Genomic DNA, 14,887 nt, shown 5'->3' on the forward strand with positions numbered 1-14,887 from the left:
TCGCTCGGCGTGCGCGCCTGTCGCTCACGGCAGCCGGCTCAGGATGAGGCGACTCCGGAGGGGAGACGGGCGAGGCGCTCCGCCACGCGTTGCTTCAACAGGCCGACCAGGATGTGATTGAGTGACAGCATAGCGTCCTCAAAGTGAAAGTTGTTGTCATTGCTGCCGGTCTGTCCGGGGAAGCGCGACGACCCGGGCACGACGATGCAGACGTCGGCGAGGGCGCGGCACCGGCCCCCGTCGCCCTTCGTCATGGCGAACGTCCGGGCGCCCGCCTGCCCGGCGACCTCCAGCGCGCGCACCACGTTCGGCGAGTTCCCGCTGCCGGAATAGGCCATCACCAGGTCGTCGCCGGTCACCACCGGCTCCAGCGACGCCACGTACATCTCGTCCGCGCCCAGGTCGTTGACCAGGCCGGTCAGCTCCGCCGGTGAGCCGCACAGGTTCACGAACGACAGTCGCCTGACCGACGGCGGCAGGGGACGGGACTTGTCCTCCGAGACGAAGGGGTGATGCTTGAAGTCGCAGTAGGCATGGTCGAGGGTCCCCGAGTTGCCGCCGTTGGCCATGGCGTAGACGGTGCCGCCGGCCTCGTAGGTGTCGAACAGCATCTCCGCCACCGCGGCCACCGAGTCGACGGGAAACTGCTCGCAGATCGCGATCTTCTCGGCGAGGTAGAGCCCCACCAGGTCGCTGACGCTCACCGGGCCCGCCCCAGGTGCTCCGCGTCGATCCGGCCGTTCCCGCGGTTCGTGTCGTCGGCCCACCTGATCACGTCGTCCAGTTCGGTCGTCGAGACCTCGACGGAGGTGTAGTCGGTGTCCGCGATGACCCGGTGCAGGATGTTGGCGTCCGACGTCCAACTCGAACCCGGGCCGTGCCCGGCCCGGGGGATGGCCGCGGCGTCGACCACCGCCCCCGGGTCCGCCGGCGCGGGCGTCCCGTTGAGCACGATCGCCTCGCCGGTGACGACGTAGTTCGTCTCCACCTTGCGCTGGTGCGACTGCAACGACGACTGGTGGCCCGCCGTCATGTGGATCTGCTTCAGCGCGTACGTCGCGCCGGGCAGGTTGTTGGTGTACCAGACCTCGTGCCCCCAGGGCTTCTCCACCAGGTAGTCGTCGACGTCCAGGCAGCCGGTGACCGGCGTGGCCCCGGCCCCGGTGACCGGGTCCCCGCGGTCCGAGCCGGCCTCGACGACGATCGCCTGCGCCGCGCCGACCTGCGTGAACCGGTACACCGCCCCGGGCGGCGCGTGCCATCCCCGCAGCGCGCCGTACTCGCGCGGCGACCCGTCGCCGGAGCGCTGCTCGACCCGCACCTGGCCGGCGACCACCACGAAGCTGCGGTGGTCGTGGGGATGCGACCGGAAGCCCACCGCCTCGCCGACGCCGAGGCGGTGCTCCACGAACACGTACGGTCGTTCGGCCAGCCCGTCCACCAGGTCCCGGCTGTGCCGTACCCGCTGTTCCAAGACGTTCCTCCTCATCGCGGGGCCGTCGCCAGCTCGGCGTCGGCGAAGCTCGTCAGGTGGTGCACCACTCCGTCGCAGTCCAGTCGGTAGCGGGCGTAGAGGTCGCGGGGGTCGCCCGCCTGGCCGTAGTCGGGGACGCCCCAGGCGCGGAACGCGACCCGGTGGCCGCGGTCGAGGACGATCCGGGCGATCTCGTCGGCGAGCCCGCCCCGGACGTAGTGGTCCTCGATGACGAACACCCGCCGGTGCGCGTCGACGATGTCGCCCAGCGCCGCAGTGTCGACCGGCAGCGAGGAGACGTTCACGACGGTCGGTGCGATGCCGCGCGCGGCGAGGGCGTCCAGCGCGTCCAGGACCACGCCCACCGTGCCGCCCATGGAGAAGACCACGACGTCGGCTCCCGCGCGCAGGACGTCCGGCGCGCCGGGGACGAACCGGTGCTGCGGGTCGTGCACCTCGCGCTGCGGCTGGCGGCAGAGCCGCAGGTAGGTGGGCCGGCGGTGCCCGACGACGTACCGCATCATCTCCCGTGTCTCCACGCCGTCGACCGGGTGCAGGATCTCGACGTTGGGCAGGGTCCGCATCAGCGCGACGTCCCGCAGACCCATCTGGGTGGGCCCGTCCTTGCCGATGGCCAGGCCGGCGTGGGTGCCGACCAGCACGACCCCGGCGTCGTTGAGCCCCACCGACTGGAATATCTCCAGGTACTTCCCGGTCAGGAAGTGCCCGAAGCTCGCGACGAACGGCCGGAAGCCCTCCTGCGCCAGGCCGGCCGCGACGCCCACCGCGTTGGCCTCGGCGATGCCGACCTCGAAGAACCGGTCCGGGAACCGCGCCCGGAAGGCGGCCGTCTTGGTCGCCGAGGCCAGGTCGCAGTTCACCACCACGATGTCCTCGTGCTCGGCCGCCAGGTCGGCCAGGGACTCGCCGAACCAGTCACGGGTGGCTTTCATCGCCCCTCCCCTCCAGGTACCGCATCGCCGACTCGTACTCCTGCTTGGTCAGGGTCGCGCTGTGTGATCCGTTGAGCGCGATCCTTCCGGGCCCGAGGTGTCCCTTGCGGGTGCGCGCGATGACCACGGAGGGCTGCGCCTGGTTGTCGCGGGCGTTGGCCAGGGCGTCCATCAGCGACAGGTGGGAGTGGCCGTTGACCTCCTGGACGTGCCACTGGAAGGCGCGGAACCGTTCGGCCAGCGCGGCCAGCGGCATGACCTCGGACAGCAGCCCGTCGTTCTGGCCGCCGTTGTGGTCGATGACCAGCACGACGTTGGCGATGCGATGCGCGCCGGCCGCGGTCACCGCCTCCCAGATCTGGCCCTCCTGCAACTCCCCGTCGCCGGCCAGGCAGTAGACGAAGTCGCCCCGGCCCCGCAGCCGCTTGGCCTGGGCCCGCCCGACGGCCACGGAGAGGCCCTGCCCGAGCGCGCCGGTGCTGAGGTCCACGAGGTCCAGCCGGGTGCGGTCGGGGTGCCCCTGCAACCGGCTGTCGATCTGGCGCAGGGTGCCGACCTCCTCGGGCCCCAGGTCGCCGCCGACCACGAGCGAGGCGTACCAGGCCGGGGCGGCGTGGCCCTTGGAGAGGATGAAGACGTCGCTTTCGTGGCGGGGCCGCGTCGCGGACCAGTTCATCTGGTCGAATCGCAGGACGCTGATGATGTCGACGCAGGACAGCGAGGAACCGACGTGTCCCGATCCGGCGCGGTAGATCATTTCCAGCACCGTCGCGCGGCTGCGGTCGGCCATTCTTCCCGTCCAGGCCAGCCGCATCGGCAGGGGCGACTCCCGCCGGTGGGAAAGCCGGTCGTCCGGCGGCGGCACAGGTGTGGCATAGCTGATGCTGGGCTGCATGCGTGCGCCTTCCTGTCAGGATCCAGCCCGATGGATGCGGGCGGGTTGATACGCGTGGCGGAGGTGGCCGCCGAGGTGGATCAACAAGGCGAGGTTCGGGCATCGCGCAGGACCGCGCCGAGCGGCGCAGGCCGAACACACGTGGGGGTCGCGGGCGTCGCCGCGGGCGCCGGCGCTCAGGGACTTCGGGCGGGCAGGTCGCTCAGGTAACCAGGTAACCAGGTGGCTCAGGTGGACAGGTGCGGCTCGTCGCCGGTCGGATGTTCCGGCCGCGCCCGGCGAACGCGCTCGGTGGGACGCGGGGGCCTTCCGCCCGGCAGTCGGGAGCACCGTGCATCGGTACGCCCGCCGGCAGCGTGCCGCCCGGTCGACATCGCCAACGATTTCCTCCCATTCGAGGTAATGCTGTCGCCTCCAGCCACATTGCTGGGCTGCCGCGAATCCGTCAAGGGCGGATTCATTCGACGCACCTGTCCCGAGATGTGCCGAGCCGACGGCGAAATGCGCCGCCACCTCGGCGGTCGGGGTGGACCGGGGTGGGCGGGGCAGTACCCGAGAACGCCATTTCTCGGTTTAAACGTGACGTGGGTCACAGTATTCTTTCATATTGTGAAAGTCTCTTCGGGTGGTCTTTCGGCCTGTATTCGCAATGCCTGAAGGTGGGAATTGCGCGCCGGCCGTCCGTGAGCCTCGCGTCCCGGCCCCGACGCCGGTCCCGGCGATCCCCGCCCCCGGGAAATGCCGCGCCGGACGGCCGGCGGTGGGCTCCGGAGCGCCCGGCGCGGCGGTGCGAGGGGCGTCGGAGCCCGGCGCAATCGGAAAAGGACAAGGGCGGCCTCACCAATTCTCCCAAGGCCGGCCGCCCATTGTTCGAGATCGGGGGGATCGGCGCGATCGGAGGGCCCGCGCGCCCGGCCGCCGCCCGGGCCGTGTTCCGGCTGGCCGAAAGTCGCCGGCGCTCCGTGGCCGCCCCCGTCGTGGCCGCCCCCGCCCGTGCGCCCGGCGGCCCCCTCGGGCCGGCCCCGGCCCAGCCTGCGGCCGGTCCGCACCTGGTTCTGGTAGGGGCGACCGTAGGGGCACCGTAGGGGTTGTGACCGCCGCCGGTCGACATTTACCTTCCTCCGGTAAGTAAGACCTGGTGAGTGCTGTCAACACTGTTGGTTAATGCAATTCGTGGTCGGGCTTGATGGGCCTTGGTGTCGCGGCTTGAGGCGTCTGTGGACGGTATTGGGTCGCCTGTTTGTTCCGGCCCGAAAAGGTGGCGCTAATGGCGACTGAGGACACTCTCCGGGAATACCTGAAATGGGTGACCGCGGATCTCCACCAGACGAAGAGAAAACTCGGCGAGCTGGAGGCGGCCCACCGGGAGCCCATCGCCATCGTCGGCATCGGCTGCCGGTTCCCCGGCGGCGTGCGGTCCCCCGAGGACCTGTGGCGGCTCGTCGCCGACGGCCGCGACGCCATCTCCGACTTCCCCGCCGACCGGGGCTGGGACCTCGACCGGCTCGTCCACCCCGACCCCGACCACCCCGGGACCTCCTACGTGGGGCAGGGCGGCTTCCTCGACTCGGCCACCGAGTTCGACGCCGGCTTCTTCGGCATCTCCCCCCGCGAGGCGCTGGGCATGGACCCGCAGCAGCGGCTGCTGCTGGAGACCTCCTGGGAGGCGTTCGAGCACGCCGGCATCGACCCGGCGACGCTGCGCGGCCACCAGGTCGGCGTCTTCGCCAGCACCACCGGCCAGGACTACGCGGCGCTGCTCCAGTCACCCCCGCCGGGCGTCGAGGGATACGTCCTCACCGGCACCGCCGCCAGCGTCGTCTCCGGCCGCATCTCGTACGTGCTCGGCGTGGAGGGGCCCGCCGTCTCCGTCGACACCGCCTGCTCGTCGTCGCTGGTGGCGCTGCACCTGGCCTGCCACGCCCTGCGGCAGGGGGAGTGCAGCCTCGCGCTGGCCGGCGGCGCGACCGTCATGTCCACCCCGGCCGCGTTCATCGGTTTCTCCCGGCAGCGCGGCCTCGCCCTCGACGGCCGGGTCAAGGCGTTCGCGGGGGCCGCCGACGGCACCGCCTGGGGCGAGGGCGTCGGCGTGCTGCTCGTCGAGCGGCTGTCTGACGCCCGCCGCAACGGCCACCCCGTCCTCGCCGTGGTGCGGGGCAGCGCCGTCAACCAGGACGGCGCGTCCAACGGGCTGACCGCCCCCAACGGCCCCGCCCAGCAGCGGGTGGTGCTCCAGGCGCTGGCCGGAGCGCGGCTCACCCCCGCCGACGTGGACGCCGTCGAGGCCCACGGCACCGGCACCAGCCTCGGCGACCCGATCGAGGCCACCGCCCTGCTCGCCACGTATGGGCAGGGCCGCCCGGCGGACCGGCCGCTGCGGCTCGGCTCGGTCAAGTCGAACATCGGCCACACCCAGGCCGCCGCCGGCGTCGCCGGGGTCATCAAGATGGTGATGGCCCTGCGCCACGGCACCCTGCCGGCCACCCTGCACGTCGACGAGCCCACCCCGCACGTCGACTGGACGGCCGGCGCGGTCGCACTGCTCACCGAGGCGCAGCCCTGGCCGGCGGGGGAGCAGGCCCGCCGCGCGGGCGTCTCCTCGTTCGGGATGAGCGGCACCAACGCCCACGTCATCATCGAAGAGGCCCCAACCCCGGCCGAGGTGGCCACCGACGCCCCGCCCGCCGTACCCGCCCCGGCGGCGACCGCCGGCCGCGTACCGGTGCTGCTGTCCGCCCGGGACGCCGCCGGGCTGACCGCCCAGGCCCGCCGCTGGGCCGACTGGCTCGACGGCGACCCCGACGCCGCCGGGGCCCGGCTGACCGACCTCGGCTGGTCGTCGGCCACCACCCGGGGCGCGCTGGAGCACCGGGCCGTCGTCCTCGCCGCCGACCGCGCCGACCTGCTGCGCGACCTGCGTACGCTCGCCGCCGGCGACACCGCCCCCGGCCTCGTCACCGGCCCCCCGCGCGGCGGGCAGCTCGCGTTCCTGTTCTCCGGGCAGGGCGCCCAGCGTGCCGGCATGGGTCGGGAGCTGGCCGTCGCGTTCCCGGTGTTCGCGCAGGCCCTGGACGAGGTGTGCGGGGCGCTCGACGCGCATCTGCCTCGGCCGTTGCGGGAGGTGCTGTTCGCCGACGCCGGTACGCCCGAGGCGGCGTTGCTGGACCAGACGGTGTTCACCCAGGCCGGGTTGTTCGCGGTCGAGGTGGCGCTGCACCGGCTGCTGGAATCCTGGGGCGTCACCCCCGACGTGCTGATCGGCCACTCGGTCGGCGAGATCACCGCCGCGCACGTCGCCGGGGTGTTCAGCCTCGCCGACGCGGCGGCGTTGGTCGCGGCGCGGGGTCGGTTGATGCAGGCGTTGCCGGCCGGCGGGGCGATGCTCGCCGTCGCCGCTGACGAGGCATCGGTGGTCGAGTCCCTCGTCGGGGTGACCGGTCCGGTGGGGATCGCCGCGGTGAATGGTCCGGCCGCCGTGGTCGTCTCCGGTGCGGAGGCGGCCGTGGACGAGGTGGCCGGGTTGTGGGCCGGGCGTGGGGTGAAGACGCGGCGGCTGACCGTCAGCCACGCGTTCCACAGCCCGTTGATGGAGCCGATGCTGGCCGGGTTCGCGGCCGTGGTCGCGGGGCTGGATTTGCGTGCGCCGGCTCTGCCGGTCGTGTCGAACGTGACCGGTGAGCTGGCCGATCCGGTGGCGATCCGTACTGCGGACTACTGGGTGCGGCACGTGCGCGAGGCGGTCCGCTTCGCCGACGGCGTACGCGCCCTGCGCGCCCACGGCGTCGGCACGTACCTGGAGGTCGGCCCCAGCGGGGCGCTCACCGCCCTGACCCGGGAGATCGTCGGCCCCGACGCCGACCCCGCCGCCGCCGTGGCGCTGCTGCGCCGCGACCGCCCCGAGCCGGCGTCCCTGCTCACCGCGCTCGCCGAGCTGCACGTGGCCGGCGTGCCCGTCGGCTGGCGGGAACTGTTCGCCGGCACCGACCCCCGCCGGGTCCGGCTGCCCGGGTACGCGTTCCACCGCGAGCGGTACTGGCCCGACCTGACGGCCCTGTCCGCCCCCGCCGGCACGGAGTCCACCGCCGACGCCGCGTTCTGGGCGGCCGTCGAACGGGCCGACGTCGACGCGCTACGCGACCAGCTCGGCACCGCCCCGGCCGGCGACGCCGACCCCGTGGACGCCCTGCTGCCCGCGCTGCCCGTCCTCGCCGCCTGGCGACGCGACCGGCACGACTCGAACGTGGCGGACGGCTGGTCGTACCAGGTGGTGTGGAAGCCCGTGCCGGTCGCCGAGGGTGACCGGCCGGCGGGCCGCTGGCTGCTCGTGCTGCCCGCCGACGCCGACCCCGCCTGGGCCGACGGCCTCGCCGGCCTGCTGCGGGCCGGCGGCGACGAACCGGCGACCCTGCGCGTCGGGGCCGACGACCTCGACCGGGCCGCGCTCGCCGACCGGCTGCGCGCCGCCGTCGGCGACGCGCCCGTCGCCGGGGTGCTGCACCTCGTCGCCGGCCAGGATGCGCTGCTGCCCGCCCACCCCGGGACGAGCCTCGCCGCCGCCACCACCCTCGTGCTGCTCCAGGCTCTCACCGACCTCGACGTCGCCGCGCCCGTCTGGTGCGTCACCAGCGGGGCCGTCAAGGCCGGCCCCGCCGACCGGGTCGACCATCCCCTCCAGACCCTCGTGTGGGGCCTCGGCCGGGCCGCCGCCGTCGAGCAGCCGCACCGCTGGGGCGGCCTCGTCGACGTGCCGGCCACCCCCGACGAGAGCGTGCTGCGCCGGCTCGCCGCCGTCCTCGCCGGCGGCAGCGGCGAGGACCAGGTTGCCGTCCGCCCCGGCGGCGTCTGGGGCCGCCGGCTCGCCCCGGCCGCCGCCCCCGACCGGCCCGCCGCCGACTGGTGGGCCGACGGCACCGTCCTGGTCACGGGCGGCACGGGCGCGCTCGGCGGCCACGTCACCCGCTGGCTGCTCGACAAGGGGGCCCGCCGGGTCGTCCTCGTCGGCCGGCGCGGCGCCGCCACCCCCGGCCTTCTCGACTCCTACGCCGACGACGGGCGGGTCACCGCCGCCGCCTGCGACGTGACCGACCGGGACGCCGTAGCCGCACTGCTGGACACGCTGCCCGACCTGACCGCCGTCGTGCACGCCGCCGGCACCGACCAGCTCACCCCGCTCACCGGCACCACCCTCGACGAGTTCTCCCACGTCGTCGCCGGCAAGGTGCTCGGCGCGCTGCACCTGCACGACTGCCTCGCCGACCGGCCGCTGACCGCGTTCCTGCTGTTCTCCTCCATCTCCGGCGTGTGGGGCAGCGCCGGCCAGTGCGCGTACGGGGCCGGCAACTCGCTGCTCGACGCGCTCGCCGTGCACCGCCGCGACCGGGGCCTCGCCGCCACCGCCGTGTCCTGGACCGCGTGGGGCGGGGCCGACGGCATGGCCGCCAAGAACACCGCCACCGAGGCGCTGCACCGGATGGGCCTGCCCACCATCGACCCGCAGCACGCCCTCGTCGCCCTCGACCGGGCGGTGCGCCGGCCCACCCCCTGCGTCACCGTCGCCGACGTCGACTGGGCCCGCTTCCACCCGGCGTTCACCCTCACCCGGCCCAGCCCGCTGCTGTCCGAGCTGCCCCAGGTGCGGGCCCTCGCCGAAGCCGACGCCGAGGCCGCCGCCGCCCCGGCCGGCGTCGCCGACGCCCTGCGCCACCTCGCCGACCTGCCCGAGGCCGAGCAGGAACGCGAACTGCTCGGCATCGTCAACGCGCAGACCGCCCGCGTCCTCGGCCACGCCACCGCCGACGACCTGCGCGGCCGGCCGTTCGCCGACCTCGGCTTCGACTCGCTCACCGCCGTGGACCTGCGTACCCGGCTCAACGAGGTCACCGGGCTGCGCCTGCCGTCCACCCTCGTCTTCGACCACCCCACCCCCGCCGACCTGGCCCGGCACCTGCGCGAGACCGCCTTCGGCGGCACCGCCGCCGCGCCCGCCGAGGCACGCGTCGCCGCGAGCACCGACGAGCCGATCGCCATCGTCGGCATGGCCTGCCGCTACCCCGGCGACGCCCGAAGCCCCGAGGAGCTGTGGCGGCTCGTCACCGACGGCGTCGACGCCATCGGCGACTTCCCCACCGACCGGGGCTGGGACACCCCCACCCCGGACAGCGGCTACGCCCCGGCCGGCGGCTTCCTCTACGACGTCCCGGCCTTCGACCCCGCGTTCTTCGGCATCTCCCCGCGCGAGGCCCTGGCCATGGACCCGCAGCAGCGGCTGACCCTGGAGGCGTCCTGGGAGGTCCTGGAGCGGGCCGGGCTCGACCCCGGCACCCTGAAGGGCAGCCGCACCGGCGTCTTCGTCGGCGCGTCCACCTCCGGCTATGGGACCGGGCTCACCGAGGTGCCCGAGGGCACCGAGGGATACCTGATGACCGGTGCCGCGCACAGCATCATCTCCGGCCGGGTCGCGTACACCCTCGGCCTGGAGGGGCCGGCCGTCACCGTCGACACGGCCTGCTCGTCGTCGCTGGTCGCGCTGCATCTGGCCGGCGAGGCGCTGCGCCGGGGCGAGTGCGACCTGGCCCTGGCCGGCGGCGTCACCGTGATGGCCACCCCCGGCACGTTCGCCGAGTTCTCCCGCCAGCAGGGCCTCGCCGCCGACGGTCGGTGCAAGTCGTTCGCGGCGTCGGCCGACGGGACGGGCTGGTCCGAGGGCGTCGGCATGCTCCTCGTCGAGCGGCTCTCCGACGCCCGCCGCAACGGCCACCGCGTCCTGGCGGTGGTGCGGGGCAGCGCGGTGAACCAGGACGGGGCGTCGAACGGCCTGACGGCGCCGAATGGTCCGTCGCAGCAGCGGGTGATCCGGCAGGCCCTGGCGAACGCGGGGTTGTCGACGGCGGACGTGGACGTGGTGGAGGCGCACGGCACGGGGACGACGCTTGGTGATCCGATCGAGGCGCAGGCGTTGCTGGCGACGTACGGGCAGGACCGTCCCGGCGACCGGCCGCTGTTGTTGGGGTCGATCAAGTCGAACATTGGTCATGCGCAGGCGGCGGCGGGTGTGGCGGGTGTGATCAAGGTGGTGCAGGCGATGCGGCATGGTGTGGTGCCGGCGTCGTTGCATGTGGATGAGCCGTCGCCGCACATCGACTGGTCGGCGGGTGCGGTGGATCTGGTGACGCAGGCGCGTCCGTGGCCGGTGGTGGACCGGGCGCGTCGGGCGGCGGTGTCGTCGTTCGGCATGTCCGGCACCAACGCCCACGTCATCGTTGAGCAGCCGGAGGAACCCGCCGACGCACCGGTCGAGGCCCCCGCGCCCGGGCTGGTCGACGCGGACGTCCTCGTGTGGCCGGTGTCGGCCCGGTCGGCGGCGGCGCTCCGCGACCAGGCCGCCCGCCTGGCCCGCCACGTCCGCGACCGCGACGGGCTCGACCCTGCCGCGCTGGCCTGGTCCCTCGCTACTACCCGCGCCACGTTCGACCAGCGGGCGTCGGTGGTCGGGTCGGGTGTCGCCGAGCTGCTGTCAGGGCTGGACGCCCTGGCTGCGGGCCAGCCGGCGGGCAACGTGGTGTCGGGTGTGGCCGCGTCGTCGGGTGCGGGTCCGGTGTTCGTGTTCCCGGGTCAGGGTGCGCAGTCGGCACGCATGGCCGCCGGTCTGGTCGGTCGTGCGCCGGTGTTCGACGCGCGCCTTGCGGAGTGTCAGCGGGCCCTCGCTCCCTACCTTGACGTGGATCTCGTGTCGGTGTTGACGGGCGGGGATGAGTCGTGGCTGGAGCGGGTGGAGGTGGTGCAGCCGGTCCTGTGGGCCGTGGGCGTCGCCCTGGCCGCCGTGTGGGAGCACGCGGGCGTGGTGCCGCAGGCGGTGATCGGCCACTCGCAGGGTGAGATCGGCGCGGCGTGTGTGGCGGGGATTCTGTCCCTGGAGGACGCGGCGAAGACCGTGGCGTTGCGGTCGCGGGCCCTGGCCGTGTTGCGGGGCAGCGGTGCGATGGCGTCGGTGGACCTGTCCGCCGCCGCGGTGACCGCACGCCTCGCGGGGTTCCCGGGTGTGGGCGTGGCGGCCGTGAACGGGCCCGGCACGGTGGTCGTCTCGGGTCCGCCGCAGCCTGTCGCGGACCTCGTGCAGGCGTGTCAGGCCGACGGGATCCGGGCGCGGTTGATCCCGGTGGACTACGCGTCGCACTCGCCGTCCGTGCAGGAGGTGGCGGAGCGGTTGCGCGCCGACCTGGCCGACGTCACTCCGCAGCCCGGTCACACCCGGCTCGTGTCGACGTTGACGGGTGACTGGGTCGAGCCGGGGAGCATGACGGCGGACTACTGGTACGACAACCTGCGGCAGACCGTCCAGTTCGATGCGGCCGTCCGGGTCGCGCTCGCGGCTGGGCACACCGTGTTCGTGGAGATCTCTCCGCACCCGGTGCTGACGATGCCGGTCACGGCGATCCTCGACGACGCCGGGGCAACCGGCCACACGATCGGCAGTCTGCGCCGGGGCGACGACGACCCGGCCCGGCTGCTGACCAACCTGGCCACCGCGCACGCGATCGGCCTGCCCGTCGACCTGACGAGGGTCCTCGCCGCGGCGGCGACCCTCGACCTGCCCACCTACCCGTTCGCGCGGGACCGGTACTGGTTGCAGGGCAGCGGCGCGAGCCGGGCCGGCCTGCCGGCGGTCGGCCTCGACGCCGCCGACCACCCCCTGCTCAGCGCCGTGGCCGACCTGCCCGGCGACGAGGGCCTGCTGCTCACCGGCCGGATCTCCCTGGCCACCCACCCGTGGCTCGCCGACCACGCCGTGCTCGGCACCGTCCTGCTGCCCGGCACCGCGCTGGTCGAGCTGGCCTCCTTCAGCGGCCGGCACGTCGACGCCGCCCACGTGACCGAGCTGGTCCTCGAGGCCCCGCTCGCCGTGCCGGAGGAGGGGAGCGTGGACCTGCGGGTCCGCGTCGGCGCGGCCGGCGAGGACGGCCTGCGGCCCGTCTCCGTCCACTCGTGCGTCGGCGAGGCCCACCCGGCCGTCGGCGACGGCGGCGACCAGCCGGGAACCACGGCCGTCCGGCAGTGGCAGCGGCACGCCCACGGCCTGCTCGCCCCCACCCGCCCGGTCACCGTCGCCCCGGCCGCCGCGTGGCCCCCGGCCGGGGCGGAACCGATCGCCCTCGACGCCCTGTATCCACACCTCGCCGAGCGGGGCTACCACTACGGCCCCGTGTTCCGGGCGCTGCGCGCCGCCTGGCGGCACGGCGACGACCTCCTCGCCGAGGTCGCCCTCGACGCCGACGCGCCCGGCGACGCCGCCCCGTTCACCGTGCACCCGGCCCTGCTCGACGCCGCCCTGCACGCCATCGGCGCGAGCGCCCTCGACGGCAGCGCCACCAACGGCAGCACCGGCGCCGACGGCGGCGCGCAGCCGGGGCTGCCGTTCTCCTGGACCGGGGTGGCGATCGCGCCCACCCGGGCCCGGGAACTGCGCGTGCGGCTCACCGCCGCCGACGGCTCGGTGGCGGCCACCGTCACCGACACCGGCGGCGTGCCCGTCGCCTCCCTCGACGCCCTCGTGCTGCGGCCGATCACCGCCGACCAACTCAGCGCCGCCCGCCGCACCACCAACCGGTCCCTGCACCGCCTCGACTGGGTCGCCCCGGAACCGGCCGCCGGCCGGCCCGCCGCGCTCGCCGCGCTCGGCGTCGGGTGGCCGGGCGTCAACGCCGCCGGAGGGAGCGTCGGGTGGCCGGGCGTCGATGCGTACCCGAGCCTTGACGACCTGGTTGAGGCCGTGGCCGGCGGCGCGGCCCGGCCCGACGCGGTGCTCGCCGCCGTCACCGGGCTGCGCGCCGACGAGCCGAGCCCGGCGCGGGCCGCGCGCCTGGCCGCCCACGAGACCCTTGCCCTGGCCCAGGACTGGCTGGCCCGGCCGGAGCTGGAGGCGGCCCGGCTCGTCGTGGTCACCCGGGGCGCGGTCGCCGTCGCCGCCGACGACCGGCTCACCGACCTGCCCGCCGCCACCGTGTGGGGCCTGGTGCGCTCCGCCCAGTCGGAGCACCCGGGCCGGATCGTCCTGCTTGACCTTGACGACGACCCCCGGTCGGCGGCGGCGCTGCCGGCGGCCCTGGCCACCGGGGAGCCGCAGCTCGCCGTCCGCGCCGGGCAGCTCCGCGCGCCCCGGCTGGCCCGGCTGGCCCCGCCGTCGCCGGACGCGGCGGCCCCCGACCTGTCCGCCGGCACGGTCCTGGTCACCGGCGCGACCGGCGCGCTCGGCCGGCTCGTCGCCCGGCACCTGGCCACCCGGCACGGGGTACGCCGGCTGCTGCTGGCCAGCCGCAGCGGCCCCGACGCCCCCGGCGCGGCGGACCTCGTCGCCGAGCTGACCGGCCTCGGCGTCGCCGCGCAGGTGGTCGCCGTCGACGTCACCGACCGCGACGCGCTCGCCGTGCTGCTCGACGAGGTGCCCGCCGACCGGCCCCTCGTCGGCGTCGTGCATGCCGCCGGGGTCCTCGACGACGGGGTGCTGCCGGCGCTCACCCCGGCCCGCTTCGACGCCGTCCTCGGGCCGAAGGTGGACGCCGCCTGGCACCTGCACGAGCTGACCGAGAAGCTGGACCTCGCCGCGTTCGTGCTGTTCTCGTCGGCGTCCGGGCTGTTCGGCGGCCCCGGGCAGGCCAACCACGCCGCCGCGAACGCCTTCCTCGACGCGCTGGCCCACCACCGGCGCTCGCGCGGGCTCGCCGTCACGTCGATGGCGTGGGGGCCGTGGGCCAACCCGGACCTGCCCGGCGGGCGGCCCGGCCACGTCGACGAGCGGCGGATGAGCCGGGGCGGCTTCCGCCCGCTCGACGCCGACGAGGGCATGGAGCTGTTCACCGAGGGGCTGCGCCACGCCGACCCGGTGGTCGTGCCCGTCGCCCTGGACCTGGGGGTGCTCGGCCGGCTCGGGCCGGCGCTGCCCCGGCTGCTGCACGGCCTGGTCCGCCCGGCCGGCGCGGCGGCGCCGGCGGCGGCCCCGGCGGCCGACGCGGCGGCGGCGCTGCGCGACACCCTCGCCGCCACCGCGGAGGCCGAGCGCGACCGGATGCTGTCCGACCTGGTCCGCACCCACGCGGCGGCGGTCCTCGGGTACGCGTCGCTGCGCGACATCGACGCCGACAAGGGCTTCGTGGAGCTGGGCTTCGACTCGCTGACGGCGGTGGAGTTCCGCAACCGGCTCACCGCCGCCACCGGGCTGCGCCTGCCGTCCACCCTCGTCTACGACCGGCCCACCACCACCGCCCTCGTCGGCTATTTGCGCGGCGCGCTGCTCGCCGAGCGCAGCACCTCCGCGCTGTCGGTGCTCGGCGAGCTGAGCAAGCTGGAGACCGTCATGCGGGCCGTCGCCGACGACGACACCGACCGTGCCGCCGTCGCCGACCGGCTGCGGGAGCTGCTGTCGGCGTGGACGCACACCGAGGCCGACGCCGCCGACGACGGCACCGGCGGGCTCGCCTCCGCCACGGCGGAGGAGATCTTCCACCTGCTCGACGACGAGCTCGGAACGGCCTGACCCGGATGTCCCGGACGTCTGATCCCGATACGGAGTGG

The 14,887-nt window shown here is 75.0% G+C and carries 5 protein-coding genes; 1 reads left to right on the forward strand and 4 read right to left on the reverse strand.

What is annotated here, in order from left to right; genetic code table 11:
* Nucleotides 1–38: 38 nt before the first annotated feature.
* Genes ACFYWL_RS17945 through ACFYWL_RS17960 form a run of 4 tightly spaced genes read right to left on the reverse strand, consistent with a single transcriptional unit; the run spans nt 39 to nt 3,322 of the window.
* Entirely contained in the window at nt 39–704 is a 666-nt protein-coding gene (locus ACFYWL_RS17945; RefSeq protein WP_386973837.1) for a hypothetical protein, read from the reverse strand.
* Entirely contained in the window at nt 701–1,474 is a 774-nt protein-coding gene (locus tag ACFYWL_RS17950) for a hypothetical protein (protein ID WP_386973839.1), read from the reverse strand. The genes ACFYWL_RS17945 and ACFYWL_RS17950 overlap by 4 nt, the downstream gene beginning before the upstream one ends.
* Nucleotides 1,475–1,485: 11 nt before the next feature.
* Complete coding sequence (locus tag ACFYWL_RS17955; protein ID WP_386973842.1) at nt 1,486–2,427, reverse strand: transketolase family protein; 942 nt, start codon at nt 2,425–2,427, stop codon at nt 1,486–1,488.
* Nucleotides 2,411–3,322, reverse strand: a complete 912-nt coding sequence (locus tag ACFYWL_RS17960) for a transketolase (RefSeq protein WP_386973845.1) — start codon at nt 3,320–3,322, stop codon at nt 2,411–2,413. Before ACFYWL_RS17960 ends, ACFYWL_RS17955 begins: the two co-directional genes overlap by 17 nt.
* A 1,258-nt stretch (nt 3,323–4,580) precedes the next feature.
* Between ACFYWL_RS17960 and ACFYWL_RS17965 the strand changes: the two genes are divergently transcribed.
* Nucleotides 4,581–14,849, forward strand: coding sequence for a type I polyketide synthase (locus ACFYWL_RS17965; protein ID WP_386974178.1), 10,269 nt, complete (start codon nt 4,581–4,583; stop codon nt 14,847–14,849).
* The last annotated feature ends 38 nt before the right edge of the window (nt 14,850–14,887 follow it).

The organism is Micromonospora sp. NPDC002575 (genome assembly GCF_042889525.1).
Lineage (GTDB): Bacteria > Actinomycetota > Actinomycetes > Mycobacteriales > Micromonosporaceae > Micromonospora > Micromonospora carbonacea.

What these genes read in the sequence shown, in the direction of transcription:
- ACFYWL_RS17955 (WP_386973842.1), bottom strand. Translation starts at nt 2,427, where the DNA reads ATGAAAGCCACCCGTGACTGGTTCGGCGAGTCCCTGGCCGACCTGGCG.
- ACFYWL_RS17960 (WP_386973845.1), bottom strand. Translation starts at nt 3,322, where the DNA reads ATGCAGCCCAGCATCAGCTATGCCACACCTGTGCCGCCGCCGGACGAC.